At 71.7% G+C, this 26,220-nt stretch carries 19 protein-coding genes; 8 read left to right on the top strand and 11 right to left on the bottom strand.

Features of this window, described 5'->3' with window-relative positions:
* Positions 1 to 2: 2 nt before the first annotated feature.
* Both ACIGXJ_RS01315 and ACIGXJ_RS01310 read right to left on the bottom strand, forming a co-directional pair.
* Positions 3 to 1,232 (bottom strand): ADP-ribosylglycohydrolase family protein, encoded by a 1,230-nt coding sequence (locus tag ACIGXJ_RS01315; protein ID WP_399639954.1) that lies wholly within the window; start codon positions 1,230 to 1,232, stop codon positions 3 to 5.
* Positions 1,229 to 2,560 carry an ADP-ribosylglycohydrolase family protein gene (locus ACIGXJ_RS01310; protein WP_399639951.1) on the bottom strand — a complete coding sequence of 444 codons (1,332 nt, stop codon included), beginning with the start codon at positions 2,558 to 2,560 and terminating at the stop codon, positions 1,229 to 1,231. The genes ACIGXJ_RS01315 and ACIGXJ_RS01310 overlap by 4 nt, the downstream gene beginning before the upstream one ends.
* A 274-nt stretch (positions 2,561 to 2,834) precedes the next feature.
* Between ACIGXJ_RS01310 and ACIGXJ_RS01305 the strand changes: the two genes are divergently transcribed.
* The 3 genes from ACIGXJ_RS01305 (at position 2,835) to ACIGXJ_RS01295 (ending at position 9,983) form a co-directional block, all read left to right on the top strand.
* Positions 2,835 to 3,566, top strand: coding sequence for a VIT1/CCC1 transporter family protein (locus tag ACIGXJ_RS01305; RefSeq protein WP_399639949.1), 732 nt, complete (start codon positions 2,835 to 2,837; stop codon positions 3,564 to 3,566).
* A 371-nt stretch (positions 3,567 to 3,937) separates the two neighbouring features.
* Positions 3,938 to 8,530, top strand: coding sequence for a glutamate synthase large subunit (gene gltB, locus ACIGXJ_RS01300; protein ID WP_399639946.1), 4,593 nt, complete (start codon positions 3,938 to 3,940; stop codon positions 8,528 to 8,530).
* A complete protein-coding gene (locus ACIGXJ_RS01295) occupies positions 8,523 to 9,983 on the top strand; it encodes a glutamate synthase subunit beta (RefSeq protein ID WP_399639944.1) in 1,461 nt (486 codons plus the stop codon). The genes gltB and ACIGXJ_RS01295 overlap by 8 nt, the downstream gene beginning before the upstream one ends.
* A gap of 119 nt (positions 9,984 to 10,102) precedes the next feature.
* On the opposite strand, the gene ACIGXJ_RS01290 is transcribed toward ACIGXJ_RS01295, so the two are convergent.
* Together ACIGXJ_RS01290 and ACIGXJ_RS01285 are read right to left on the bottom strand one after the other, a co-directional pair.
* Entirely contained in the window at positions 10,103 to 11,002 is a 900-nt protein-coding gene (locus ACIGXJ_RS01290) for a chitosanase (protein WP_399639941.1), read from the bottom strand.
* Positions 11,003 to 11,024: 22 nt separating this feature from the next.
* Positions 11,025 to 11,948, bottom strand: coding sequence for a rhomboid family intramembrane serine protease (locus tag ACIGXJ_RS01285; protein ID WP_399639938.1), 924 nt, complete (start codon positions 11,946 to 11,948; stop codon positions 11,025 to 11,027).
* Between the two features lie 145 nt (positions 11,949 to 12,093).
* On the opposite strand from ACIGXJ_RS01285, the gene ACIGXJ_RS01280 reads away from it, so the two are divergent.
* Positions 12,094 to 12,822: a vWA domain-containing protein gene (locus ACIGXJ_RS01280; RefSeq protein ID WP_399639935.1), complete on the top strand. Its 729-nt coding sequence runs from the start codon at positions 12,094 to 12,096 to the stop codon at positions 12,820 to 12,822.
* A gap of 260 nt (positions 12,823 to 13,082) precedes the next feature.
* Here the strand turns inward: ACIGXJ_RS01280 and ACIGXJ_RS01275 are convergent, their stop codons facing one another.
* The 6 genes from ACIGXJ_RS01275 to ACIGXJ_RS01250 form a co-directional block, all read right to left on the bottom strand.
* The gene (locus ACIGXJ_RS01275) at positions 13,083 to 14,063 is read right to left on the bottom strand and encodes a hydroxyacid dehydrogenase (RefSeq protein ID WP_399642119.1); all 981 of its coding nucleotides are present in this window, start codon (positions 14,061 to 14,063) and stop codon (positions 13,083 to 13,085) included.
* A gap of 38 nt (positions 14,064 to 14,101) precedes the next feature.
* Complete coding sequence (locus ACIGXJ_RS01270; RefSeq protein WP_399639932.1) at positions 14,102 to 15,028, bottom strand: carbohydrate ABC transporter permease; 927 nt, start codon at positions 15,026 to 15,028, stop codon at positions 14,102 to 14,104.
* Positions 15,029 to 15,030: 2 nt separating this feature from the next.
* Positions 15,031 to 16,029 (bottom strand): carbohydrate ABC transporter permease, encoded by a 999-nt coding sequence (locus ACIGXJ_RS01265; protein WP_399639929.1) that lies wholly within the window; start codon positions 16,027 to 16,029, stop codon positions 15,031 to 15,033.
* A gap of 337 nt (positions 16,030 to 16,366) precedes the next feature.
* Complete coding sequence (locus tag ACIGXJ_RS01260) at positions 16,367 to 17,677, bottom strand: ABC transporter substrate-binding protein (RefSeq protein WP_399639926.1); 1,311 nt, start codon at positions 17,675 to 17,677, stop codon at positions 16,367 to 16,369.
* Positions 17,678 to 17,851: 174 nt separating this feature from the next.
* Positions 17,852 to 19,627 (bottom strand): beta-galactosidase family protein, encoded by a 1,776-nt coding sequence (locus tag ACIGXJ_RS01255; RefSeq protein WP_399639923.1) that lies wholly within the window; start codon positions 19,625 to 19,627, stop codon positions 17,852 to 17,854.
* Between the two features lie 46 nt (positions 19,628 to 19,673).
* Complete coding sequence (locus ACIGXJ_RS01250; RefSeq protein WP_399639920.1) at positions 19,674 to 20,735, bottom strand: LacI family DNA-binding transcriptional regulator; 1,062 nt, start codon at positions 20,733 to 20,735, stop codon at positions 19,674 to 19,676.
* Positions 20,736 to 20,956: 221 nt separating this feature from the next.
* On the opposite strand from ACIGXJ_RS01250, the gene ACIGXJ_RS01245 reads away from it, so the two are divergent.
* The gene (locus tag ACIGXJ_RS01245; RefSeq protein WP_399639918.1) at positions 20,957 to 23,371 is read left to right on the top strand and encodes a polysaccharide lyase 8 family protein; all 2,415 of its coding nucleotides are present in this window, start codon (positions 20,957 to 20,959) and stop codon (positions 23,369 to 23,371) included.
* A gap of 9 nt (positions 23,372 to 23,380) precedes the next feature.
* On the opposite strand, the gene ACIGXJ_RS01240 is transcribed toward ACIGXJ_RS01245, so the two are convergent.
* Entirely contained in the window at positions 23,381 to 24,292 is a 912-nt protein-coding gene (locus ACIGXJ_RS01240; RefSeq protein WP_399639916.1) for a hypothetical protein, read from the bottom strand.
* Between the two features lie 104 nt (positions 24,293 to 24,396).
* Between ACIGXJ_RS01240 and ACIGXJ_RS01235 the strand changes: the two genes are divergently transcribed.
* The 3 genes from ACIGXJ_RS01235 to ACIGXJ_RS01225 all read left to right on the top strand — a co-directional run bounded on the left by ACIGXJ_RS01235 (position 24,397) and on the right by ACIGXJ_RS01225 (position 26,074).
* A complete protein-coding gene (locus ACIGXJ_RS01235) occupies positions 24,397 to 24,831 on the top strand; it encodes a GNAT family N-acetyltransferase (RefSeq protein WP_399639914.1) in 435 nt (144 codons plus the stop codon).
* A 346-nt stretch (positions 24,832 to 25,177) separates the two neighbouring features.
* On the top strand, positions 25,178 to 25,528 hold the full coding sequence (locus tag ACIGXJ_RS01230) for a chorismate mutase (protein WP_399639911.1): 351 nt from the start codon (positions 25,178 to 25,180) through the stop codon (positions 25,526 to 25,528).
* A 42-nt stretch (positions 25,529 to 25,570) separates the two neighbouring features.
* The gene (locus ACIGXJ_RS01225; RefSeq protein WP_399639909.1) at positions 25,571 to 26,074 is read left to right on the top strand and encodes a two-component system response regulator; all 504 of its coding nucleotides are present in this window, start codon (positions 25,571 to 25,573) and stop codon (positions 26,072 to 26,074) included.
* The last annotated feature ends 146 nt before the right edge of the window (positions 26,075 to 26,220 follow it).

The following is a 26,220-nucleotide window of genomic DNA, read 5'->3' as shown; positions in this document are numbered from 1 at the left end:
AATCATCCTCCTGGTGGGGCCGGTTGCGCGGCTTCCAGGAGTCCGGCGAGTTCCACCAGGTCGGTGCCGGTGAGGCGGGGGAGGACACAGCCGGAGAGGGTGCGGCAGGCGTCCCGCCAGGGCGCGGGGACGCTTCCGCCGCCGCCGAGCGCGCCGGTGAGGGCGCCGGTCAGGGCCGGGGCGGAGTCCGCGACGCGGGAGAGACAGGCCGCGGCGGGGACGGCCTCGGCGATACGGCCCTTCGCCGCCACGGCCAGGGCCAGCGCGACGGGGACCGTCTCGGCGGCGGCGATGCCGTAGCTGTAGACGTGGTCGACGATCTCGTGCTCCAGGAGGGGGATCAGGCCGAACGCGCCGCCGGCGTCCCGGGCCAGCTTCAGGGCGTGGCGGGCGTTGCGGCCGATCTCGGTCACCGGGGGGAGCTGGCCGAGGGCCGCCCGGGCGCAGGCCGCGGCGTCCGCTCCGGCCAGGGCCGCGGAGAGGGCCGCCGCCATCGCCCGCGCGCCGTGTACGCCGTCGTCGTCCTGGGTGTAGCGGGCGTCGAACTCGGCGAGAGCCGCGGCGCGTTCGGGGTCGCCGGGGTGGACCGTGGCCAGGACGCAGGCCCGTACGCAGGCCGCGTCGTCGAAGTAGTGCGGGTTGTCGTGCCCGGTCGCGGGCGGGCGCAGACCGGCGGCGAGGTTGGCCAGTCCGGCCCGCACCGAGATACGGGCGCGCAGGCCGGTCGCCTCGGCGGCGAGGGTGTTCCAGCCGAGGTCGATGGCAGCCCTCGTACGACGCTCCCGGTCGAGGTCGGTCGGGGTGGTGTCGTCGCCGGCCCGCAGCAGGGCCTGTGCGGTGAAGGCCGCCCATTCGGCGTCGTCGGAGGGGCCGAGGCGCAGCGGCGCCGGGGGCTGGTTGAGCGCGACGGGGACGGGGAGGGTGGTGGTGGCGTGCTGTTCGGCGAAGGTGTCCAGCTCCCGGGTGAGGCGGCGGGTCCAGTCGGGGAGCCGCGCGGCGCGGTGCCGTCCGGCGGGCCAGCCGGCGGCGTCGCCTGCGGCAAGGCCCAGCAGCAGGCCCGCGATCCGGGCCTCGGCTCGCCGTCTCCCACCCGCGCCGTCCGTGCTGCTCTCGTCGCCGGGCGCGGGCGGCCCCTGTGGGGCGCCCCCGCCGTCGGCGACAGTACAGCCGTCCGGCTGCGCCCCCACCGTCGCCGGGAGCGAGCCGTCGTCCCAGGGGGCGGGGGGCTTCATCGTGAGCCGCCGGGGGTGTCCGGCGCGAGGGTGAACGCCTCCCTGGCGGGGGCGGGCTCGGCGGACGCGTCCGGCACCGGGGCGGAGTCGGGCTCGGGCGGGGGCGGGCCGGTCAGGGTGAGGGTGGCTGGGGCGGGCTCGGTCGAGGTGAGGGTCGCAGGGGTTGGCTCGGCCAAGGCGGGGGTCGGCTCGGTCGAGGCGAGGGCGGGCCCGGTCGAGGTGAGGCCGGGCTCGGCCAGGGCCTCCGTTGTCAGGGTGAAGGCGTTTTGGTCGGGAGTCGGGGTGGGCTCGCCCGAGACGAGGACGGCCGGGGTCGGCCCGCCCGAGGTGAGGACGGCCGGGGCCGGCTCCGCCGAGGCGGCAGGCGTGGGGGTCGGTTCCGGTGGGGTCAGGAGGTCGGCCACCTCCAGGACGTGGTGGCCGGACATCGAGGGCAGGCAGGTGCCCCGGGCCGGGCCGATGGCTGCCGCCCAGTCCGGCGGGATCGACGAGGCGCCACGGGTCGCGCCGGCCAGGGCGCCCGCCACCGCGGCTGTCGTGTCGGCGTCCCGGCCCATGTTCACCGCCGTGAGCACCGCCTCGCGGAAGTCGCCGTCGGCGGCCGCGTACGCGCCGAAGGCGAGGGCGACGGCCTCGGGGGCCAGGTCGGTCCAGGGGTAGCCGCCGATCACCACCGCGGAACGGACCGCGCGTTCGCCGCGGTGCGCCACCGCCACGGCTCTTCTCAGCGACCGGGCCGTCCAGGAGTCGTCGGGGACGGCCGCGAGGGCGGAGGCGATCACCGTGCCCGGCGGGGCGCCCGCCATCGCCGCGGCCACGCCCGCCGCGACCGCCTGGCCGCCGTAGATGCCCTCGCCGTCGTGGCTGACCGAGCCGTCGATCGCCACCAGGCGGGCCGCCTCGGCGGGGCGGCCCGCCGCGAACACGCCGAACGGGGCCGCGCGCATCGCCAGGCCGTCGCTCCAGGCGTGCCGGTGCTGGGCCGAGACCGGTGCCGCGAGGCCCCTGCGCAGGTTCTCCAGGGTGCCGCGCTCGCTGAAGCCGGCGCCGCGGAAGGAGCCCTCGTCGCGGTCGGCGATCCACTCGTGCCAGGCCGCCTCCACATGGGCCGGGGTGAGGGCCGAGCCGTGCCGGGCCAGCAGCAGGCCCGAGAAGATCGCGTACTCCGTGTCGTCCGTGCCGGACGGGTTCTCGGCGACGTAGCCGGTGATACGGCCCCAGCGGGCGCGGATCTCCGAGGGCCTGAGGTTCTCGGCCGGGGCCCCGAGGGCGTCTCCGACGGCCAGGCCGAGCAGGGCGCCGCGGGCCCGCTCGCGGAGGGATGCCATACGCGGCCTCCGTTCCTGAAGGGGGTCCGTGCAGGGCGGGACCCTTTGCGCATGTGTCCCACCGACAGCGGTTGACCCGAGCCTCATCGGTCTCACTGTCACCCGGTCGACATATGTGTAAGTCGACGCTCGGATGAGCTTTCGAAGGCAAAACTGCAGGTTAGCCCAGCCTTTCCTTGCTGGCGAGGCGGAATTCCGCAGCGTAGTGTGCTTGTTGTCGAAAAGTAGAACACGTCCAAAGTTAGCTTTGGCTAAGCTCAATTGGGGGGCTCCGATGGCCATCATCGAGACCGAGGCGGCGCTGCACGAGGCGCACCGGGACAACCACACCCACCGTGACGTCAACGGCGGCTGGCTGCGCCCCGCGGTGTTCGGCGCGATGGACGGCCTGGTCTCCAACCTGGCGCTGATGACCGGTGTGGCCGGCGGGTCCGTGGGCCAGCAGACCGTGGTGCTGACCGGGCTCGCCGGTCTCGCGGCCGGCGCCTTCTCCATGGCCGCCGGTGAGTACACCTCCGTCGCCTCCCAGCGCGAGCTGGTCGAGGCCGAGCTGGACATCGAGCGGCGTGAGCTGCGCCGGCACCCCAAGGACGAGGAGGCCGAGCTGGCCGCCCTGTACGTGTCGCGGGGCGTGGAGCCGGAGCTGGCCCGCCAGGTTGCCCGGCAGCTGTCGAAGGACCCCGAGCAGGCCCTGGAGATACACGCCCGCGAGGAGCTCGGCATCGACCCCGGCGACCTGCCCTCGCCCACCGTCGCGGCCGTGTCGTCCTTCGGGTCCTTCGCGCTGGGCGCCCTGCTGCCCGTCCTGCCGTATCTGCTCGGCGCCACCGCACTGTGGCCGGCCGTGCTGCTGGCGCTGCTCGGACTGTTCGGGGCCGGGGCCGTGGTCGCCAAGGTGACCGCGCGCAGCTGGTGGTTCAGCGGGCTGAGGCAGCTCGCGCTCGGCGGTGCCGCGGCCGGTGTGACGTACGTCCTGGGCAGCCTGTTCGGAATCGCCGTAGGATGACGCGGCTGGAACTTATGCGTTGGGCCGCATAAGTAGCCGTTACCCGCTGGTTTCGACCGCATGACCACCGGGCATGAGCCGTAAGCGCTGTGGGCAATGACGCCTGGGGCGTACTCGCGGGACGGGCGAAGGAGCCCCACCCGCCCCTCGGACCGGGGAACACGGATCTGTTCCCGTCGGTCCCCACACACATCGACCGCCGAGCGCGGTACCTGCGCCGATACCCGCGGCGTCCGCATGGTGGAACGGACTATCCCGGTTCCCGAGAACCGCTCCATCATGTAACCTGCACGAAATTTTGCATCCCACGCAGAGGGCCAACGTCGTCCCTCGGCACTTGCACATGCCACATGACGACGACGGGAGAGCCGATGCGTACGCCGCGCCAGCCGTCCCAGCACTCCGCGAATGGCCAGAACTGGTCCTTCATGGATGCTCGCCCTGCTGCGCAGGGTATGTACGACCCCCGCAACGAACGCGACGCGTGCGGCGTCGGTTTCGTCGCCACCCTCACCGGCGAGGCGTCCCACACCCTGGTCGAGCAGGCCCTGACGGTCCTGCGCAACCTGGAGCACCGCGGTGCCACCGGCTCCGAGCCCGACTCGGGCGACGGCGCGGGCATCCTCTCCCAGGTGCCGGACGCCTTCCTGCGCGAGGTGGCCGGATTCGAGCTGCCCGAGGCCGGTGCCTACGCGGTCGGCATCGCCTTCCTGCCGGAGGAGGGCACCCAGGACGCCGTCTCGAAGATCGAGACGATCGCGGCCGACGAGGGCCTGACCGTCCTCGGCTGGCGTGAGGTCCCGGTCGCGCCCGAGCTGCTCGGCGCCACCGCCCGCTCCACCATGCCGGTCTTCCGGCAGATCTTCGTGACCGACGGGGCGTCCACGGACATCGCCCTCGACCGCAAGGCGTTCGTGCTGCGCAAGCGCGCCGAGCGCGAGGTCGGGGTGTACTTCCCGTCACTGTCGGCGCGCACCCTCGTCTACAAGGGCATGCTGACCACCGGCCAGCTGGAGCCGTTCTTCCCGGACCTGTCCGACCGCCGCTTCGCCTCCGCGATCGCGCTCGTGCACTCCCGGTTCTCCACGAACACCTTCCCGTCGTGGCCGCTCGCACACCCGTACCGGTTCGTCGCGCACAACGGTGAGATCAACACCGTCAAGGGCAACCGCAACTGGATGGTCGCCCGCGAGTCGCAGCTCGTCTCCGACCTCTTCGGCGGCGACAAGCTCGAGCGGGTCTTCCCGATCTGTACGCCCGACGCGTCCGACTCGGCGTCCTTCGACGAGGTGCTCGAACTGCTGCACCTCGGTGGCCGCTCGCTGCCGCACTCCGTGCTGATGATGATCCCGGAGGCGTGGGAGAACCACGACTCCATGGACCCGGCCCGGCGCGCCTTCTACCAGTTCCACTCCACGATGATGGAGCCCTGGGACGGCCCCGCCTGTGTCACCTTCACCGACGGCACCCAGGTCGGCGCGGTCCTCGACCGCAACGGTCTGCGCCCGGGCCGCTACTGGGTCACCGACGACGGCCTCGTCGTCCTCGGCTCCGAGGTCGGCGTCCTCGACATCGACCCCGCGAAGGTCGTCCGTAAGGGCCGCCTCCAGCCCGGCAGGATGTTCCTCGTCGACACCGCCGAGCACCGCATCATCGAGGACGACGAGATCAAGGCCCAGCTCGCCGCGGAGAACCCGTACGCGGAATGGCTGGAGACCGGCGAGATCGAGCTCTCCGACCTGCCCGAGCGCGAGCACATCGTGCACACCCACGCCTCGGTGACCCGCCGCCAGCAGACCTTCGGGTACACCGAGGAGGAGCTGCGCGTCATCCTCGCCCCGATGGCCCGCACCGGCGCCGAGCCGATCGGCTCCATGGGCACGGACTCGCCGATCGCGGCCCTGTCCGAGCGCCCGCGGCTGCTCTTCGACTACTTCACCCAGCTGTTCGCGCAGGTCACCAACCCGCCGCTGGACGCGATCCGCGAGGAGCTGGTCACCTCCCTGCGCAGCTCGCTGGGCCCGCAGGGCAACCTGCTCGACCCGAGCGCCGCGTCCTGCCGTTCCGTCGTGCTGCCCTTCCCGGTCATCGACAACGACGAGCTGGCCAAGCTCATCCACATCAACGCCGACGGCGACATGCCCGGCTTCAAGGCCGCGACCCTGTCCGGCCTGTACCGGGTGCACGGCGGCGGTGAGGCCCTCGCCGCCCGCATCGACGAGATCTGCGCCGAGGCCGACGCCGCCATCGAGAACGGCGCCCGGCTGATCGTGCTGTCGGACCGCCACTCCGACGCCGAGCACGCGCCGATCCCGTCGCTGCTGCTCACCGCGGCCGTCCACCACCACCTCATCCGCACCAAGCAGCGCACCCACGTGGGCCTGCTGGTCGAGGCCGGCGACGTCCGCGAGGTCCACCACGTCGCCCTGCTCATCGGCTACGGCGCCGCCGCCGTCAACCCGTACCTGGCGATGGAGTCCGTCGAGGACCTGCTGCGGGCCGGCACCTTCCTGAACGGCCTGGAGCCCGAGAAGGCCATCAAGAACCTGATCTACGCCCTCGGCAAGGGCGTGCTGAAGGTCATGTCCAAGATGGGCATCTCCACCGTCGCCTCCTACCGCGGCGCCCAGGTCTTCGAGGCCGTCGGTCTCGAAGAGGCCTTCGTGGAGAAGTACTTCAACGGCACCGCCTCCAAGATCGGCGGCGTCGGCATCGACGTCATCGCCAAGGAGGTCGCCGCCCGCCACGCCAAGGCCTACCCCGCCTCCGGCATCGCTCCCGCGCACCGCGCGCTGGAGATCGGCGGCGAGTACCAGTGGCGCCGTGAGGGCGAGCCGCACCTGTTCGACCCGGAGACCGTCTTCCGCCTCCAGCACTCGACCCGCACCAAGCGCTACGACATCTTCAAGCAGTACACGGAGCGGGTGAACGAGCAGTCCGAGCGCCTGATGACGCTGCGCGGCCTGTTCGGTTTCAAGTCCGACCGCCCGTCCATCTCCATCGACGAGGTCGAGCCGGTCTCCGAGATCGTCAAGCGTTTCTCCACCGGCGCCATGTCGTACGGCTCCATCTCCAAGGAGGCGCACGAGACCCTCGCCATCGCCATGAACCAGCTGGGCGGCAAGTCCAACACCGGTGAGGGCGGCGAGGACCCGGAGCGCCTGTACGACCCGGCGCGCCGCAGCGCCATCAAGCAGGTCGCCTCCGGCCGCTTCGGCGTGACGAGCGAGTACCTCGTCAACGCGGACGACATCCAGATCAAGATGGCCCAGGGCGCCAAGCCCGGCGAGGGCGGCCAGCTGCCCGGCCACAAGGTCTACCCGTGGGTCGCCAAGACGCGTCACTCGACGCCGGGCGTGGGCCTGATCTCCCCGCCGCCGCACCACGACATCTACTCGATCGAGGACCTGGCCCAGCTGATCCACGACCTGAAGAACGCGAACCCGCAGGCGCGGATCCACGTGAAGCTGGTCTCCGAGGTCGGCGTCGGCACGGTCGCGGCCGGTGTGTCCAAGGCGCACGCGGACGTGGTGCTGATCTCCGGCCACGACGGCGGTACGGGTGCCTCCCCGCTGACCTCGCTGAAGCACGCGGGCGGTCCCTGGGAGCTGGGTCTCGCCGAGACCCAGCAGACGCTGCTGCTCAACGGCCTGCGCGACCGGATCGTCGTACAGACCGACGGCCAGCTGAAGACCGGCCGAGACGTGATCATCGCCGCGCTGCTCGGCGCCGAGGAGTTCGGTTTCGCGACCGCGCCGCTCGTCGTCTCCGGCTGCGTCATGATGCGCGTCTGCCACCTGGACACCTGCCCGGTCGGCATCGCCACCCAGAACCCGGTGCTGCGCGACCGCTTCGCCGGCAAGGCCGAGTTCGTGGTGAACTTCTTCCAGTTCATCGCGCAGGAGGTCCGCGAACTCCTCGCCGAGCTGGGCTTCCGCTCCATCGAGGAGGCCGTCGGCCACGCCGAGGTGCTCGACGTCGAGCGCGCGGTCGACCACTGGAAGGCCCAGGGCCTCAACCTGGAGCCGCTGTTCCACGTGCCCGACCTGCCCGAGGGCGCCGTACGCCACCAGGTCATCGCGCAGGACCACGGCCTGGAGAAGGCCCTCGACAACGAGCTGATCAAGCTGGCCGCGGACGCGCTGGCCGCCGACAGCGCGACGGACGCACAGCCGGTCCGCGCCCAGGTGGCCATCCGCAACATCAACCGCACGGTCGGCACCATGCTCGGCCACGAGGTGACGAAGAAGTTCGGTGGCGCGGGCCTGCCCGACGACACCATCGACATCACCTTCACCGGCTCGGCCGGCCAGTCCTTCGGCGCCTTCGTCCCGCGCGGTGTCACGCTGCGTCTGGAGGGCGACGCCAACGACTACGTCGGCAAGGGCCTGTCCGGCGGCCGGATCGTCGTCCGCCCGGACCGCGGCGCCGACCACCTCGCCGAGTACTCGACCATCGCGGGCAACACCATCGCCTACGGCGCCACCGCCGGCGAACTGTTCCTGCGCGGCCGTACCGGGGAGCGGTTCTGCGTCCGCAACTCCGGCGCGCTGGTGGTCTCCGAGGGCGTGGGCGACCACGGCTGCGAGTACATGACCGGCGGCCACGCGGTCGTCCTCGGCGAGACGGGCCGCAACTTCGCGGCCGGTATGTCCGGTGGCGTCGCGTACGTCATCGACCTGGACCGCGACAACGTCAACGCCGGCAACGTCGACGCCGTCGAGGCCCTCGACGAGGCCGACAAGCAGTGGCTGCACGACGTGGTGCGCCGTCACCAGGAGGAGACCGGCTCGACGGTCGCCGAGAAGCTGCTCGCCGAGTGGGACACCGCCGTGGAGCGCTTCAGCAAGATCATCCCCAGCACGTACAAGGCAGTGCTCGCCGCCAAGGACGCCGCCGAGCGAGACGGTCTCTCCGAGTCCGAGATCACCGAGAAGATGATGGAGGCGGCGATCAATGGCTGACCCGAAGGGCTTTTTGAACCACGGCCGCGAGGTCGCCAAGTCCCGCCCCGTCGAGGAGCGCGTCAAGGACTGGAACGAGGTCTACGTCCCGGGCTCGCTGCTGCCGATCATCAGCAAGCAGGCGTCCCGCTGCATGGACTGCGGCATCCCGTTCTGCCACAACGGCTGTCCGCTCGGGAACCTCATCCCCGAGTGGAACGACTACGCCTACCGCGAGGACTGGTCGGCCGCGCAGGAGCGCCTGCACGCCACCAACAACTTCCCGGAGTTCACCGGCCGCCTCTGCCCGGCGCCCTGTGAGTCGGCGTGTGTGCTCGGCATCAACCAGCCGGCCGTCACCATCAAGAACGTCGAGGTCTCCATCATCGACAAGGCGTGGGACACCGGGGACGTCGCCCCGCAGATCCCGGAGCGCCTGTCCGGCAAGACCGTCGCCGTCGTCGGCTCGGGCCCCGCGGGCCTGGCCGCCGCCCAGCAGCTGACCCGCGCCGGGCACACCGTCGCCGTCTACGAGCGCGCGGACCGCATCGGAGGCCTCCTCCGCTACGGCATCCCCGAGTTCAAGATGGAGAAGCGGCACATCAACCGCCGTATCGAGCAGATGCGCGCGGAGGGCACCAAGTTCCGCACCGGCGTCGAGATCGGCCGCGACATGCCCGCGACCGCACTGCGCAAGCGCTACGACGCCGTCGTGCTGGCCGTCGGCGCCACCACGGCCCGCGACCTGCCGGTGCCGGGCCGCGAGCTCAAGGGCATCCACCAGGCCATGGAGTACCTGCCGCTGGCCAACAAGGTGCAGGAGGGCGACTTCGTGGCGCCCCCCATCACGGCCGAGGGCAAGCACGTCGTCGTCATCGGCGGCGGCGACACCGGCGCGGACTGCGTCGGCACCGCCCACCGCCAGGGCGCGGCCTCCGTCACCCAGCTGGAGATCATGCCGCGGCCGGGCGAGGACCGGAACGCGGGCCAGCCGTGGCCGACCTTCCCCATGCTGTACAAGGTCACCTCCGCGCACGAGGAGGGCGGCGAGCGGGTCTACTCCGTCTCCACCACCCACTTCGAGGGCGACGAGGACGGCAACGTCCAGTGGCTGCACCTGGTCGAGGTCGAGTTCGTCGACGGCAGGCTGACCCAGAAGCCGGGCACCGAGCGCAAGATCCCCGCCCAGCTGGTCACCCTCGCCATGGGCTTCACCGGCACCGACCGGGAGAACGGCCTGGTGGAGCAGTTCGCACTGGAGCTCGACGAGCGGGGTAACATCGCTCGCGACGCCGAGTTCCAGACGAACGTCCCGGGGGTGTTCGTCGCCGGTGACGCCGGCCGAGGCCAGTCCCTCATCGTGTGGGCGATCGCGGAGGGCCGCTCGGCCGCCCGCGGCGTCGACCGCTTCCTGACCGGAGCCAGCGACCTGCCGGCGCCGATCCGCCCGACGGACCGTGCGCTGACGGTCTGAGCCGGCCCGTAGAAGACGTCCCGTACAAAGGCGTACGGAACACTGGTGGCGCCTGCCCTGTCCCCGACCGGACTCTGGGCGGGCGCCGCCGCATTTCCCGGCGGCGCTGCTGCGGCCCTCTACGGCACCCGGAACGTCTCGCCGTAGACCTGCCAGGTCAGCGGGGTCCTGAGGTCGAGGTTGCCCGACTCGAGGAAGCGGCGCTGGGCCGTGTCGATGCGGCTGGTGTCGGCGTTCGGCTTCTTGGCCAGCATGGCCGCGCGGCGGACGTCCAGGAAGGCGTCCAGGTACGCGCGCTCGTCGCCGCCCCCGGAGGGCAGCCCGGCCTTCTTCAGGGCCCGCTCGCGCATCCCGTAGAAGCCGTTCGGGCTGGAGTCGGGGCCGTGGTAGATCATGGCGTCGTAGTAGATGAACTGGCCGAGGGTGCCCAGGCCGTCCAGCTTGGCCATGCGTACCGCCGGGTCGAAGTAGACGTTGTCGCGCTCGGCGTCCTGGGCCGCGCGGAACGCCGGGACCTTCGCCTCCGCCTTCCACGCCGCGACGAAGCCGGGGTCGAGGCCCTCGTGGGACGGCGTGCCGTCGACCTTGCGCAGGGCCGGCAGATAGCGGGCCAGGCCGTTGCCGGGGTGCGCCTTCGTGTAGTTCTCCACCAGCACGAGCAGGTCGTGCGTGCCGGTGCAGAAGCCGACGATGCCCGCCGTGTAGCCCTGGCCGTCGCCCGGGTCCTCGATGGCGCCGTAGGAGCTGCGCCAGTCCAGCGAGGAGATCGCGGACGTGGACACGATCTGCTGCGCCAGCTCCTTCTTCGCCGGCGCCGCGAGACCCGGCGGCAGGGCGGCGATCGCCTTGTCGTCCGCCGCGCTCTCCCCCTCGGCCTTCGCCTTGGCCTCCTCACGGGCCAGCTGCTCCACCGACGTCCGGTCCTGCGCGGAGGCGTCCGAGTCGGAGGGCGCGAGGAAGTACACCCCGGCCGTGATCAGCACCGGCACAGCGGCGAACAGCAGACCCACTTTTCTCATGACACTCACCGTACGGCCCGTTTCAGGCCGCCCCTCCCGTCAGTTCCGTCACTCTCGCCCACACCGCCACGAGAAGCGCCACCAGTATGACCGCACACGCCGCCGCCTGGATCGCCGTACGCCGTGGCCCGCGCGGGGCGTAGGCGAACGCCGCGGCGACCGCGCCGCCCGCGAGGAGGCCGCCGAGGTGGCCCTGCCAGGAGGTGAGCCGCGCGGAGACCACCAGCCACACCAGCAGGAACACCATCATGCGGTGCGCCTCGGACAGGTCCGAACCAAGCCGGCGGGCCATGACGTACGCCGCTACGGTCAGCCCGAAGACCCCGCCGGACGCGCCGACCGACAGCTGACCGGGGTCGGCCAGCAGCAGCTCGAACACCGAGCCGCCCAGCGTCGACAGCAGGTAGAGGGCGAGGAACCGGCCCCGGCCGAGCTGCGGCTCCACCATCGGGCCGAGCCGCCACAGGGCGAGCATGTTCAGCACGATGTGCGCGATCCCGAAGGTGCCCTCGGTCGGCATCAGGTGCAGGAACCCACCGGTGATCAGCCGCTCCCACTGCCCGGCGGCCACGCCCTCGGCCCGGAACCCGGCGGGTACGTCACCCTCGTGGAGATAGTGCAGGCCGTCCGGGCCGATCAGCCCGGACCCGAGCATCGCGAACCGCTCCACCAGCTCGGGCCGCGCCAGCTCGGCCAGGTACGCGAGGACGTTGAGCGCGATCAGGGCGTACGTCACCACGGGCACCGCCGTGACGGTGCCGCCGAACACCGTCCGGGCCCGGCGCACCGACCGCGCGCCCTCCTTCACACACTCCGGGCACTGGTGGCCGACGGCCGCCTCGCGCATGCAGTCGGGGCAGATGAACCGCTCGCAGCGGGTGCAGCCGACGTAGGACTCCACCTTGGGATGGCGGTAGCAGGTGGTCACAGCGGATTCGGCATCCACGCCGGCTCCTCGACGGGAAGGGGACATTGGCGAGCCGGTGGGGACGGCGGCGAACAAAATAGCGAACAGCGCCGCGGGCAGGGGGAAGTGGGGCCGTGCTTGGCGTAGCCTCGGGCTCCGGTCCTGGAACGAGGGGAGCTTGTGCATGGCGGCGATCAGTCTCAGCAAGGTGGAGGAGACCGCTCCGAAGCTGGTCAGCCTGTACAAGACCGCCGGAGCCTCGGTGGCCCGCAACGGCCTGGCCGGGCAGCGCGCCGCCGTCTACCTCGTCGTCGACTACTCCGGCTCCATGAAGCCGTACTACCAGGACGGCAGCGTCCAGGCGCTCGCCGACCGGGTGCTGGGGCTCGCCGCGCACTTCGACGACGACGGCCGGGTGCCGGTGGTGTTCTTCTCCACCGACGTCGACGCCGTCACCGACATCTCGCTCGCCGACCACCACGGCCGGATCGACCGGATCGTGGCCGGGCTCGGGCACATGGGCAAGACCAGCTACCACCTGGCCATGGACGCCGTCATCGACCACTACCTCGACAGCGGCTCGCGCGCACCCGCCCTCGTGGTGTTCCAGACCGACGGCGGCCCGATCAACAAGCTCGCCGCCGAGCGCTATCTGTGCAAGGCGGCCCGGCTCCCGCTGTTCTGGCAGTTCATCGGCTTCGGGGACCCGAACAGCCGGCAGTTCGAGTATCTGCGCAAGCTCGACGAGCTGTCCGTGCCGGACAAGCGGGCCGTCGACAACGCGGGCTTCTTCCACGCCGGCGCCGACCCGAGGAAGGTGTCCGACGCCGAGCTGTACGACCGTGTCGTCGGCGAGTTCCCGAAGTGGCTGGTCGCCGCGCGGGCGCAGGGGATCGTCCCGCCGGGCGCCTGAACCGCACGGCGGCTTCCCGTGCGGTAGCGGTGGGGGGTGCCGTGCGGTGGTGGTGAGGGTGCCGTGAGGCGGGGTGCCGTGCCGTGCACCGGGGCCCGGCGGTGGCGGGGGAGCGGGCCCGCGGAGTGCCGGCTGGCGGGGGAGCGGGCCCGCGGAGTACCGGCTGCGGCGGAGAGGCCGGGGCCGCTGTACGGGGCCCGCTCCCCAGCCTTCCCGGGGCCGGTGCCAGCCGCGCGGCCCGAGGGTGTCTGCTGTCGCTCTCACGCCGAGCGCGTCAGGTCCTCCGCGCTGACCGGGTCCGCGAACGGCAACCCGCGCGCGTAACGCTCCAGTTCGTCCAGCGCGGCATGGGCCATCCGTCCCAGCTCGTTGCCGAGGGAGCCGGCGACATGCGGGGTCAGCAGGACGTTCGGCAGGTCGTAGAGCGGGGAGGAGGCGGGCAGCACCTCCGGGTCGGTGACGTCGAGGACCGCGTTCAGGCGGCCGGTGAGCAGCTCCCGCGTCAGCGCGGCCGTGTCGACGAGAGACCCGCGCGAGGTGTTGATCAGCGTGGCCCCGTCCGGCAGCAGCGCGAGCCGCGCACGGTCGAACAGATGGCGGGTCTCGGGGAGTTCGGGCGCGTGGACGGTCACGATGTCGCTGGAACGGGCCAGCGTGTCCAGGGAGACGGACCGCACCCCCAGAACCGCCGCCTGCTCGGCGTCGACGTACGGGTCGTGGAGGAGGACGCGCAGGTCGTACGGCCGCAGCAGCTCGATGACCCGGCGGCCGATCCGCGACGCCCCCACGACACCCACGGTCCGCCGGTGGTTGCCGCCCGAGCCGATCACGTCGATCGGGTTCACCCAGGACCGCTTCTCGCGGTACACGCGCGCGGAGTGCAGCACCCGCTTGCCGGAGAAGAGGATCGCGGCCACCGTGTACTCGGCCACCGGCAGCGCGTTCGCCCCGGCCGCCGAGGCGACCGTCAGGCCCCGCTCCCAGCAGGCTGCGGTGATGTGGTGCTTGACCGAACCCGCCGCGTGCACGACCGTCCGCAGCTTCGGCATACGGGCGAGTGCCTCGGCGGTCAGCGGCGGACAGCCCCAGCCGGTCAGCAGCGCCTCCGCCCCGGCCAGGGCCTCGGCCGCCGCCGGGTCCGCGAAGTCCCCCACGACGAGGGCGGGGTCGGTGTCGGCGACGGCCGTGAGGCGTTCGAGCGCGGCCGCGTCGAACAGGGACTCGCGGACGGGGGCGTCCATGGCGAGGACGGTGCGCGGACGGCGGACGGACGGAGAGGTCACTTGACGGCTCCCGCGGTCAGGCCGGAGCGCCAGTGGCGCTGCAGCGAGAGGAAGGCGACGGCGAGCGGTACGACGCTCAGCAGCGAGCCCGTGATGACGAGCGCGTACAGCTGCGGTTCCTGCGGCAGGATCGCGTTCCAGCCGAACAGGCCCAGGCCGACCGGATAGAGGGACGAGTCATTGAGCATGACGAGCGGCAGGAAGAAATTGTTCCAACTGCCCGTGAAGGTGAACAAGAAGATGGTGACGAACGCGGGGGAGAGCATCGGAAGCGCGACTGACCGGAAAACGCGCAACTCGCCGGCCCCGTCCATCCGAGCCGCCTCCAATGTCTCGCCCGGCACATACGCCTCGCAGAACACCCGCGCGAGATACACACCGAACGGGTTGACCAGGCCCGGGATCAGCACCGCCCAGTAGGTGTTCACCAGACCCGCCTCGGACGCCAGCAGATACATCGGCAGCGAGATGACCGTGTGCGGCACGAGGATGCCCAGCAGGACCAGACCGTACAGCTTCTCCCTGCCCGCGAAGTCGTACGTGGCGAAGGCGTACCCCGCCAGCAGCGAGACCAGCGTGGAGGCGAGCGCCCCGACCCCGGAGTAGAGGAGGCCGTTGGCGAGCCAGCGGCCGAAGACGCCGTCCTGGTACGCGAAGAGGTCGGCGATGTTCGTGAACAGGTTGAACTCACCGAGCCGGAACCCGGGCCGGCCGAACAGATCGCCGTTGTCCTTGGCGGCGTTCACCAGCAGCCAGCTCAGCGGCATCAGGGTGTAGACGGCGACCACGGCCAGCAGCGTGTTGACGGCGACCCGTGAGGACCAGCCGGACGTACGACGGCGGCGCGCGCGCCCCGTCCGTTCTGCCTGCCTCGCCGCACGCGCGGTCGTACGGGTCGCCACGGGGGCGGTGTCGACGGCCATGCTCACGCCTCCTTCCAGCGGTTGCCCAGACGGGTGATGACGAACGACAGCGCGGCACCGAGCACCGCCAGCAGGAGCGAGGCCGCCGCGGCGAGGCCGTAGTCGTGCTCGGTGAACGCGGACTGGTAGATGAACATCACCGGGCTCCACTCCGGGGAGATCGAGGACGCGCGCGCACGCAGCACCTCGGGTTCGTTGAACAGCTGGATCGAACCCACCGCGGTGAACAGCACGGTCAGCACGACCGAGGAACGGATCATCGGCACCTTCACCGACCACGCCGTGCGCAGTCCGCCCGCGCCGTCCATGACGGCCGCCTCCAGCGTCTCGCGCGGAACGGCCTGCAGCGCCGCGTAGAAGATCACCATGTTGTAGCCGAGCCACTGCCAGGTGGCCGCGTTGGCCATCGAGAAGATCACAGCATCAGGTCCGAGCAGATCCCAGTCCGAACCGAACACGGACAGGAGATCGATCACAGGACTGAGCCCCGGTGTGTAGAGGAACCCCCACACCATCGCCGCGATCAGACCGGGCACCGCGTGCGGAAGGAAGTACGCCAGCTGGAAGAACCGTCTCGCCCGCGCGAGCGCCGAGTCCAGCAGCAGCGCCAGCGCCAGCGCGCCTCCCACCATCACCGGGATGTAGATCACGCAGTACAGCGCGATATGCGCGAAGCCGCGCCGGAAGCCCGGGTCGTCCAGTGCGCGCAGGTAGTTGTCCCCGCCGACGAACAGCGTCTTGGTGCCGCCGAAACCCAGCCCGGAGGAGGCCTGCTCACGGAACAGGCTCATCCACACCGCGTAGCCGACGGGTGCCAGGAGCGTGGCGAAGAAGAGGACGAGGAACGGGGCGAGGAAGAGCGCCGGGGCGGTACGCCGCGTCCGGCTGAGGCGGCGCCCGGCGGGCCCGGCCTTCACCGGTGCCGGCTGGACCGGCGCCCCTGCGGGCCGGGCCGACGCCTGAGCGGGCCGCGGTGCTGTCGGGGCCGGTGTGGATGTCATGGGTGGGACTCCTGAGGCCGTTCGTTCGGATCGGGTCGGCCGAAAGGGACTGTGCTTCACTGCCGCGTCGCCGGGCCGATCCAGCCGATCCCGACGACAGGCCGTGAGGGCCGGGCGCTCGGGAAGGGCGGTGCGGGTGAGGCGCGTGCGCCCGTGCGGCGGGAGGAGGGGGCGAGGGGGGAGAGAGACGGCCGCTTCCGTGGGGGCGGGGTGGGTCCTTCGAGGCGGCGGCCGGCTTCCGCCCGGTGAGCTCCGGGGCGCGGCCAGGCACCCGCGGCCCACCCCCGACGAGGTACACCCACCCCAGGCGGGCCACGACGTGCGCCCTGTCAGAAGGTCACTCCGCGAGCTTCAGTCCACGGTCGGTGATCGCCTTCTCGGCCGCGCGCTGTCCTGCCTGGAACGCCGCCCAGAAGTCACCGCTGTCGTTCACCTTGCCGAACTCGGTCTGCAGGGTGAGCGTCGTGGAGTTGTGGACCGGGCTCCACACCCAGCCCTCGGCGATCTTCGGCACCTCGGCGCCCGCGACGGCGTAGATGTCCTGGCCGCCGAAGAAGGCGGCGTCGAAGGACTGCTTCGCGGTGGCGCGCAGTTCCTCGGCGGCGGGCAGGCCGCTCGAGGTGCCGGCGGCGAGACGGGCTTCGACTGCGGCCTTGTCCGTGGTGGCCCAGAGGGCGAACTCCGCGGCCGCGGCGGCGTTCTTCGTGTCCTTGCTCAGCGCGAAGGAGGAACCGCCGACGGCACCCGTGGCGGGCGTGCCCCAGTGCGGCAGTGGCGCCTCGGCCCACTTCCCGGCCTGCTTCGGGTACGTGGTCTTGATGCCGCCGGCGCTCCAGGAGGCGCCGATCAGGGCGATCGCCCTGGCGTCGGTGACGGCCTTGGTGGACTCGGGGCTCCATGCCTTGTGGTTGAGCACCAGGTCGTCCTGGACGAGGTTCTTCCAGTAGTCGGCGACCTTCCTGGTGGCGGGGTCGGTGATGTCCACCGTCCAGGCGTCGCCCGAGGAGCCGTACCAGCGGGCCCCGGCCTGCTGAGCGAGCCCGGCCCAGGTGGCGGTGTCGTCGCCCCAGAAGTCGAGGATGCGGGCCTCGCCCTTGGACGCGGTCCTCACCTTGCGCGCCGCGGCCTCGAACTCCGCCCAGGTGGTGGGCACCTCGATGCCGTACCGCGCGAACAGGTCCTTGCGGTAGTAGAGGGTCTGCGGACCCACGTCGTAGGGGGCGGCCCAGGTCCTGCCGCCGAGCGTGACCAGGCCGCGGACGGAGGCGGGGGCGTACTCCTCGACCCGGCCGGCGAACTCCGCGGAGGAGTCGCGCAGCAGGCCCTGCGTCACCAGGTCGGGCAGCGCCTGGTACTCGACGTTGACGACGTCCGGGGCGTTGCCCGCCTTGACCGCCTTCGCGAGCTTGTCGTAACCGCCGTTGAGACCGGCCGGGATCTCGGCGAACGTCACCTTGATGTTCGGGTGCGTGCGGTTGAACTCGGCGGTCATGTCCTTGGTGCCGGGCATCCAGGACCAGTACGTGATCTCGACGGGCTCGTCGGCGGTGCCGGTGCCCGCCTGGGTGTCGTCGGCGCCACCGCAGGCGGTGGCGAGGACGGCGAGACAGGCGAGCGCGGCGGCGAGCGCGGGGGAGGACGGCTTCATGACGGTGACTCCAAACGGAAGACCGATCAGCGGGGGCGAATGACGCACATCTTTCGCGCAGGTCCGATCAGAGTCAATAGAAACGAACAATCAATCACGGTAAACGCTCTGATCGATCAGAGAATGGTCGTTCGATGTTCGTTTCTTCTGGGGAACCGGAGAAACGAACACGGCTCAACCGAGATCGGGCGTCTCCCGGATCTCCAGCGCCGCCGGGACCGTCCCCGCGTCGGCGTCCAGCTCCAGGACCACGACCTCGTTGCGCCCCGCCCGCAGCAGCGGCCACGGCAGATACAGCGTGCGCTGAGGGCCGCGGGCCTCCCAGTACCGGCCCAGGCAGAAGCCGTTGACCCACACATAGCCCTTGCCGCCGCCGGGCAGCGCCAGATGCGCGTCGGCAGGCTCGGCCACCTCCAAGGACCCGCGCAGGAACACCGGGCCCCGCCCCTCTCCGCCCGCACGCCCCCAGTCCAGCCGCTCGGGGACGCCGTGCCCGAGTTCCACGGCCCGTGCACGCCAGCCGTGCACCTGCTGCTGGGTGTGCAGCACCCGTCGGACGCCCTTGCTCTCGCCCAGCGCTGACCCGTAGTTGACCCGGCCCATGGACTCCACCAGGAGTTCCAGCCGCGCCCCCGCTCCCGGCACCGTGACATCCGCGACCACTTCGGCGGCGTCCCGCTCCAGGACGCCCACGAAGACGCCGTCCAGGTAGACATGGGCACGGTCGGCCAGGCCCTGCGCCGACAGCGGGTAGGGGCCGCGGGGGCCGGGGACGCGCCCCTCGTACAGCACCAGCCCCTGCCCGATGCCGAGTTCCTCGAAGGACGGCGGTTGCGGGGCGGCGCGCTCCGGGCCGGCCAGGGTGTCCAGCACGTCGAACAGCCGCAGCGCCTCCCCGAGGCCGATCCGCGCGGGCGGCAGCAGGGGCGCGGCGGGCTCCGGTTCGGGCAGCGGACCGTCCGCGTAGGGGGCCAGCACCTCGCGGAACGCGCGGAACTTCTCCGTAGCCGCGCCGCGCTCGTCGATCGGGGCGTCGTAGTCGTAGGAGGTGACCGTCGGCCGGTAGCGCTCGCCGGTCGCCGGGTCCTCGGTGTTGGCGCCCGCCCAGGTGGAGAAGTTCGTTCCGCCGTGCGCCATGTAGACGTTCACCGACGCGCCCGAGCGCAGGATCTCCGCGAGCGTGGCCGCGGCGTCCGCAGGCTCGCGAACGACGTGCTCGGTGCCCCAGTGGTCGAACCAGCCGCACCAGAACTCCATGCACATCGGCGGGTCCTCGGGCCGCAGCCGCGCGAGCGAGGCGAACGCCTCCGTGGCCCTGCTGCCGAAGTTCACCGTCGCCAGGGTGTCCGGCAGCATGCCGCCGGTCAGGAAGAAGTCGTCGGGTCCGTCGGAAGTGAACAACGGCACGTCGATCCCGCGCGAACGCAGCGAAACGGCCAGATGCTCCAGGTGGGCGGTGTCGCAGCCGAACGAGCCGTACTCGTTCTCCACCTGCACCATCAGCACGTTCCCGCCACGGGTCACCTGGTGTTCGGCCAGCAGCGGCACGAGCCGGTCGTACCAGCGGTCCACTTGCGCGAGGTAGGCGGGATCCGAGCAGCGCAGCGCCCGCACCCCGGGGTCGGCGAGCAGCCACCACGGCAGCCCGCCGTTGTCCCACTCCGCGCAGATGTACGGGGATGGACGAACGATCGCGTGCAGACCGGCCTCGTGTGTTTCGCGCAGGAAGCGATCGAGGTCGGCGATTCCCTCGAAGTCGAACACGCCGGGGCGCGGCTCGTGCAGGTTCCACGGCACATACGTCTCGACCGTGTTCAGTCCCATGGCCCGCAGCTGCCGCAGCCGCTGCGGCCACTGCTCGGGCAGCACCCGGAAGTAGTGCAGCGCGCCCGAGAGCAGGCGCAGGGGACGGCCGCCGAGGGAGAAACCCTCGGTTGACATCTCGAACATGAGGGTCTCTCCAGTCGGGGAGCCGGGGGTGAGGAGGAGCCGCGCGCTATGTGCTGGACGCGCGTACGTGCAGCTCGGGGATGATCTCGACGCGGTGCCGGGGCCGAGCGGGGTCCGCGAGCCGCTGCGCGAGGAGCTCCACGGCCGCGGCGCCGACCGCGTGCTTGGGCGGCGCGACCGCGGTCAGCGGCACGTCGGCCAGCGCGGCGACCTCGTCGTCGTACGCCACGATCGCCATGTCCTCGGGCACCTGGATGCCACGCGAGCGAAGCCGCTGGAGCACGACGATGGCGTCGTGGTCGTTGTGCACCAGGGCCGCGTCCAGGCGTCCGCCCGCGACCGCGTCGGTGAACCGGGTCAGCACCCGCTCGCGCTCGGCCGCGTCACCGCCCGGCGGCGGCAGCCGGAACAGTGCCCTGTCGTCGGCCGGAAACTCCGCCTCGGCGAGCCCGGCGCGGTAGCCCTCCAGGACGAGCGCGCTGTGCGGGCTGTCCTCGCGCAGCAGCAGCCCCACCTGCATCCGGTCGGCGTCGCACAGGTGGCGCACGGCGATACGGGCGCCGTGGGCGTGGTCGGTGACGACGCGTTCGGCGCCGGTGTCGTGGTCGGGGCGCCGCTCCACCAGGACGTAGGGGACGTCGAGTTCCGCCGCCGGCCAGTCGCGGTCGCCCGGTGGGCCGCACGGCGTGATCAGCAGCCCGTCGATGCCGTCGGCGAGCATCTGCCGGACCTGGGCGCGCTCTTCCTCGGGGCTGTACTGCGAGATCCCCAGCACCAGACGCAGCCCGTGCTCGGCCGCGGCCTCGCGGGCGCCCTTGATGACCTCGGGGTAGTAGTAGTCGGCGGCCGGGACGATCAGGCCCACGACGAAGTCGCGTCCACCGCCGCGTGGCGCGGGGCGCACCGCGCCCGGCTGCTCCGTCCGGTCCTCGGGCAGGACCGCGCCGCCGTGCACCCGGGTGACCAGCCCGCGTTCGGCGAGGGATTCCACGTCTCTGCGGACAGTGATGGGGGAGACGTTCAGCTCCGCGGCCACGTCGGTGACTCTGATCGATCCCCTCTCGCGCACCCTGTGGAGGATCTCCTGATGCCTTTCTTCGGCGTGCACGCTGACCGGGCTCCCCTCGTCGTCGGTCGTCGTCCGGGCTGGCTGACCTGGAGTCTAGCGCCCGTCTGATCGAATGTGAACGTTTATGCTCGAACAACCATTCCGAGCGCGGAATGCTCACTTCATTGCCGCACTGTGTGCGGTTGTGTTAGAAACCGCTCACCTTAGCGCGGAATCGGGCCCGACGACGCACCCCCATCCCTCTTCGGAGGTACTTGCGCATGCCCTCCCCCCTGTCCCGCCGCACGCTCCTGCACGCGGCCCTCGCCACCGCCGCACTCACCTCCCTGCCCCTGACGGCCGCGGGCACCGCCCACGCCGCCGACGCCTACGACACCCTGCGCCTGAAGTGGCGCGACCTCCTTCTCGGCACCGGCTACGACCCGGCCGCCGAGCCCTACCGCAGCAGGCTCGCCACCCTCGGCGCCACCGCCGCCGACCTGCGCGCCACCATGAACCCCCTCCCCGGCTCCCTGTGGCCCGACCTCGTCTACGCCGACCCCGAACCCGACACCGACACCGAGTCCTACACCTACTCCGGCAACCTCGGCACCAGCTACAACCGCCTGCGCACCCTCGCCGAGGCCTACGCCCAGCCCGGCACCGGACTCACCGGCGACGCGGGCCTGCTCGCCGACCTCCTCACCGGCCTCGACCACCTCCACGACGAGGCCTACAACGCCGGCCAGGCCCGCTACGGCAACTGGTACAACTGGCAGATCGGCATCCCCCAGGCGCTCCTCGACATCAGCGCCCACCTCTACGACCACCTCGGCGCCACCCGCATCGCGAACTGGACCGCCGCCGTCGACCACTTCGTCCCCGACAGCGCGGTCGCCACCTACTCCGGCACCTCCACCGGTGCCAATCGCGTCGACCTGTGCCGCGTCCTCGCCCTGCGCGGCGTCATCGGCAGGACCTCCGCCAAGATCACCCTCGCGAGGGACGCCCTGAGCCCCGTCTTCCCGTACGTCACCACGGGTGACGGCCTCCACGCCGACGGCAGCTTCATCCAGCACACCTACGTCCCCTACGCCGGCACCTACGGCGCGGTCATGCTCGGCGGCCTCTCCCTGCTGTTCGTCCTGCTGAAGGACTCGGCCTGGGAGGTCACCGACCCGGGCCGGCAGATCATCCTCGACTCGGTCGAAAAGGCCTACGCGCCGTTCCTGTTCAACGGCCTCGCCATGGACGGCGTCTCCGGCCGGGCGATCAGCCGCGGAGTGCAGAAGAGCGACACACGCGCGATCCTCCAGGACGACCACACGCGCGGTCATTCGGTCATCGCCTGCATCGCCCTGCTCGCCCAGAGCGCCTCCACCACCGAACGAACACGATGGGAAGGAATGATCAAAGGCTGGATCGCCCGCGACTACTACCGGCCCGTCCTCGCCTCCGACACCCTCGGCGTCGCCCCGCTCGCCCGCCTCAAGACCATCGCCGACTCCACGGTCACCGCCACCGCCGAACCCACCGGCCACCGCCTCTTCCCCGCCATGGACCGAGCGGTCCACCGCAGACCCGGCTGGGCCGCGGCCCTCTCCATGGCCTCCCACCGCATCACCCACTACGAGAACGGCAACGGCGAGAACCTGCGCGGCTGGCACACCGGTTCCGGAATGCTCTCCTGGTGGGGCGACACCTACGGGAACGGCCAGTACAGCGACAACTTCTGGCCCACCGTCGACCCCATGCGCCTGCCCGGCACCACCGTCTCCCGCAAGACCCTCGCCGACGGCGAAGGCGGCGCCTGGGGCGCGCCCCGGCCCGACGTGCGCTGGGTCGGCGGCGCCACCGACGGCACCTACGCCGCCGTCGGCCAGTACCTCAAGGGCCTGTCCTCCACCCTGCTGGCCAAGAAGTCCTGGTTCTTCCTCGACGACACGATCCTCTGCCTGGGCGCCGGCATCCACGGCCGTGACGGCACCGGCGTCGAGACGATCGTCGACAACCGCAACCTCGGCGCGAGCGGCACCCACACCCTCACCGTCGACGGCACCGCCCAGCCCGCCACCCTCGGCTGGACGGCCACCCTCACCGGCACCCGCTGGGCCCACATCGCGGGCTTCGGCGGCTACGTCTTCCTCGGCGGCGCCACCGTCAAGGCCGTACGCGAGGCACGTACCGGAGCCTGGTCCGACATCAACACCGGCGGCAGCACCACCCCCGTCACCCGCCGCTACCTCACCCTCCGGCTCGACCACGGCACCGACCCCACCTGGGCCGACTACGCCTACGCGATGCTGCCCGGCGCCGGCACCGCGCAGACCGCCGCCCGCGCCGCCGACACCGGCCGGATCACCGTCCTCGCCAACACCGATGACCAACAGGCCGTCCGCGTCCCCGCCCTCGGCTACACCGGCGCCAACTTCTGGCTCGCGGGCACCGCCGGAGACCTCACCGTCACCGCACCCGCGAGCGTCATGATCCGCGAAAGCGGCGCCACGGCCACCCTCTGCGTCTCCGCACCCCTGCGCGACGGCGCGACCATCGACCTCACCTGGAACCGCCCCGTCTCCGCGGTGACCTCCAAGGACCCCACCGTCCAGGTGCTCTCGACCGGCACCGCCCTGGCCCTGCGCATCACCCCCGGCACCCTCGGCGCCGTGCACAAGGCGGTGATCACCCTCGCCTGACCACGGGCCCTACGTGTCGCACTCCAGCACCGTCCGGCACAGCCCGCACCGCGCCTTCACCCGGCCCCGCACCGGAACCCTGATCCGCTGATGACACGTCGGACACGGGAACGACACCCGCAGCGGACCCGGCTCCTGCGGGGTGAACGCGTACGGCACGTCCGGCGCGGCGGCCGGCACCTGCTCCCGGCCGGGCCGCCGCTCCTGGGCATGGCGCCGCTCACGCGCGTAACGGCGCCGGCCCGCCCACCCCGCCGCCGTCAGCGGCGGCTGCTGCTCGTCGTACCGCGCCCGCGCCATGCCCTTGCCGTACGCCGTGTACGCCTGAGGACTCGTGAACCACGTCGACGGATCCTCGCCGAACACCAGCGACCGCTTGGCCAGGACGTACCCGAACTCCTCCGGCGTGAGATACCCCAGCTTCTGCGACGACGCCCCGTCCTCCCGATAGGCGTCCAGCAGCAGCCAGCCCGCGCCGAGATAGGTGGTCGCGGTGTCCGTGAGGATCTCGTTGTCCCGCGTCCCGGCGAACGACAGATCGAGCCGGTGCAGATACACATGCATGATCTCGTGCGCGAGCGCCGCCCCGATGTCCCGCCGATGCGTACGGAAACGATCGTTCAGCTCGACGAAGTACTCCGGCCCGGCGGTCAGTTCGACATTGGCCGCATGAGTCATCTCCCGGAAACTCACGATCATTCGAGCATCCGGCAGTCGATAGTGCCGTACCAGCTCATGCGCCACCCGCTGCGTGCCCAGATACAGATCGTCGGTGTCGCAGAACGCCACATCGGCCGGGGCCACACTCGTCTCGAACGTCCGCACCGTGTCGTACGACAGCCTGCGATACAGCGCGGTGATCGCGTCCCGCACCGTCTCCAGATGTGGGTAGCCGTGCTCGACCGGCCCGCCGTTCGCCACGCCCGCACCCCCAACGCCTGAACCCGATTCCCACTCTACGAGGAAAAGAACGGATTCCTCCCGGTCGGGTTGCCTGCCGGTCCCTCCTGGCATACTGCGGCACCATGACCGGCGATCACGACTTCGCGCTCCGCGTGGGCGGCCAGGACGACGCACTCGCAAAGCTCCTCGACAAGGAACTCACCGCCTTCAACGCCCGGGCCACCGGCGCCGGCACGCCCGAGGAGTTCAGCGTGGCCGTCACCGACTCCGACGGTCAGACAGCCGGCGGGCTCACCGGATGGATCTGGGGCAGCCTGTGCGCCGTCGACATGCTGTGGGTACGCGAGGACGCGCGCGGCACCGGCCTCGGCGGCCGCCTCATGCGGGCCGCGCAGGAGGAAGGGGTACGGCGCGGCTGCACCGACATGATCGTCTCCTCCTTCACCTTCCAGGCCCCCGACTTCTACCGCGGCCTCGGCTTCCGCGAGACCGGCCGCACGGACGGCATCCCCGGCGGACACCAGGACGTCCACCTGCACAAGAAGATCGGAAGCTGAACAGAACCGATCAGACACGCGGGACCTGACCGAACGGCCCCGGCGATGAGCTGCACCACCGGGGCCCCGACCGGGCCGCGCCCCCGGCCCCAGCCCGCACCGACCGGTCCCCGCCCCAGCCCCGGCCGGACCGCGCGGCCCCGGGTCCGGCCCCCGCGCGCCCGCCCGTGCGCCCGTCCCCGAGCGCCCCGCGGGATCCGGCCACAGCCCGCCACGCCCCGGCACCTCGCCCTCTTGCCGGGCCTCCCGCCCGCGCGTCCGTCAGGCACCCGATCCGGCCAGCGGCCCCGCGCTCGCCCCGTGCGCCGGTGATCCGACCCCGGCCCGCCACGTAGGGTGGACGCTCATGACCACCAGCAACACCGGAACCGGTGACGTCGACCCCGCCGTGCGCGAGGAGCTCGCACGGCTGCGCGACAGCATCGACAACATCGACGCGGCCGTCGTCCACATGCTCGCCGAGCGCTTCAAGTGCACCCAGCAGGTCGGTCACCTCAAGGCCGTCCACCAGCTGCCGCCCGCCGACCCGGCCCGCGAGGCACGCCAGATCGCCAGGCTGCGCACCCTTGCCGAGAACGCCAAGCTGGACCCGGCCTTCGCCGAGAAGTTCCTGAACTTCATCATCGCGGAGGTCATCCGCCACCACGAGAGCATCGCCGAGGACACCGTCAACGGACAGGCGTCCCCGGCGCACTGACCCGGCCCACCCCGGCCGTCCCAGCGGGAGGGAGGTCCGGCCATGGCGCCGGATGCCAGGATCCTCGTCGTCGGCGACCACGCCGACACGCTGTACGCACTGGAGAGCGCCCTCGCCCCCCTCGGCCGCCGGCTCACCCGCGCCACCAGCGGCGACGAAGCCCTCAAACAGCTCCTGCGCGGCCGGGTCGGCCTGGTCCTCCTCGACGTCGGCGAGCCCGGCCCCGGCGGCCTGGAGGTCGTGCGCTACATGCGCCGCCTGGAACAGACCCAGCACATCCCCGTCGTCCTGCTCACCGGATTCGGCCCCGACCAGGAACTCGCCGCCGCCGCGTACGGACTCGGCGTCGCCGACCTGATCACCAAACCCGTCGATCCCTGGTCCCTGCGCACCAAGGTCCGCTACCTCTACGACGCCCACCAGCGCCACGTCGCCCTCCAGCGGCAACTGCGCGACCTGCGCGCCCGCACGGCCACCACCCCCGCGCCCGGCCGCGTACCCCAGCAACGCGAACCACGCGGCACGCCCGCGCAGGAACGAACGTAGACCAGCCGAAGCCGATGTGACGGACACGCCGAACGCACAACGAACACACACGAACCCCAGCCGAGCACACCCGGCGCCCGCACAGGGCGTCACCGACCGCTCACGAACCGAACCGCCCCTGTGCGCTGTCCCGGGCATCAGGCAGC

The sequence above is a fragment of the Streptomyces sp. NPDC053367 genome (genome assembly GCF_044545925.1).
Taxonomy (GTDB): Bacteria; Actinomycetota; Actinomycetes; order Streptomycetales; family Streptomycetaceae; genus Streptomyces.
Note: the sequence above shows the minus strand (reverse complement) of the source record. Positions and strands in the feature narration are given on the sequence as shown.

Coding starts and splice junctions, on each gene's coding strand:
- ACIGXJ_RS01225 (WP_399639909.1), top strand. CDS start 25,571: ATGGCGCCGGATGCCAGGATCCTCGTCGTCGGCGACCACGCCGACACG.
- ACIGXJ_RS01235 (WP_399639914.1), top strand. CDS start 24,397: ATGACCGGCGATCACGACTTCGCGCTCCGCGTGGGCGGCCAGGACGAC.
- ACIGXJ_RS01280 (WP_399639935.1), top strand. CDS start 12,094: ATGGCGGCGATCAGTCTCAGCAAGGTGGAGGAGACCGCTCCGAAGCTG.
- ACIGXJ_RS01265 (WP_399639929.1), bottom strand. CDS start 16,029: ATGACATCCACACCGGCCCCGACAGCACCGCGGCCCGCTCAGGCGTCG.
- ACIGXJ_RS01295 (WP_399639944.1), top strand. CDS start 8,523: ATGGCTGACCCGAAGGGCTTTTTGAACCACGGCCGCGAGGTCGCCAAG.
- ACIGXJ_RS01290 (WP_399639941.1), bottom strand. CDS start 11,002: ATGAGAAAAGTGGGTCTGCTGTTCGCCGCTGTGCCGGTGCTGATCACG.
- ACIGXJ_RS01245 (WP_399639918.1), top strand. CDS start 20,957: ATGCCCTCCCCCCTGTCCCGCCGCACGCTCCTGCACGCGGCCCTCGCC.
- ACIGXJ_RS01260 (WP_399639926.1), bottom strand. CDS start 17,677: ATGAAGCCGTCCTCCCCCGCGCTCGCCGCCGCGCTCGCCTGTCTCGCC.
- ACIGXJ_RS01310 (WP_399639951.1), bottom strand. CDS start 2,560: ATGGCATCCCTCCGCGAGCGGGCCCGCGGCGCCCTGCTCGGCCTGGCC.
- ACIGXJ_RS01305 (WP_399639949.1), top strand. CDS start 2,835: ATGGCCATCATCGAGACCGAGGCGGCGCTGCACGAGGCGCACCGGGAC.
- gltB (WP_399639946.1), top strand. CDS start 3,938: ATGCGTACGCCGCGCCAGCCGTCCCAGCACTCCGCGAATGGCCAGAAC.
- ACIGXJ_RS01270 (WP_399639932.1), bottom strand. CDS start 15,028: ATGGCCGTCGACACCGCCCCCGTGGCGACCCGTACGACCGCGCGTGCG.
- ACIGXJ_RS01230 (WP_399639911.1), top strand. CDS start 25,178: ATGACCACCAGCAACACCGGAACCGGTGACGTCGACCCCGCCGTGCGC.
- ACIGXJ_RS01315 (WP_399639954.1), bottom strand. CDS start 1,232: ATGAAGCCCCCCGCCCCCTGGGACGACGGCTCGCTCCCGGCGACGGTG.
- ACIGXJ_RS01255 (WP_399639923.1), bottom strand. CDS start 19,627: ATGTTCGAGATGTCAACCGAGGGTTTCTCCCTCGGCGGCCGTCCCCTG.
- ACIGXJ_RS01275 (WP_399642119.1), bottom strand. CDS start 14,063: ATGGACGCCCCCGTCCGCGAGTCCCTGTTCGACGCGGCCGCGCTCGAA.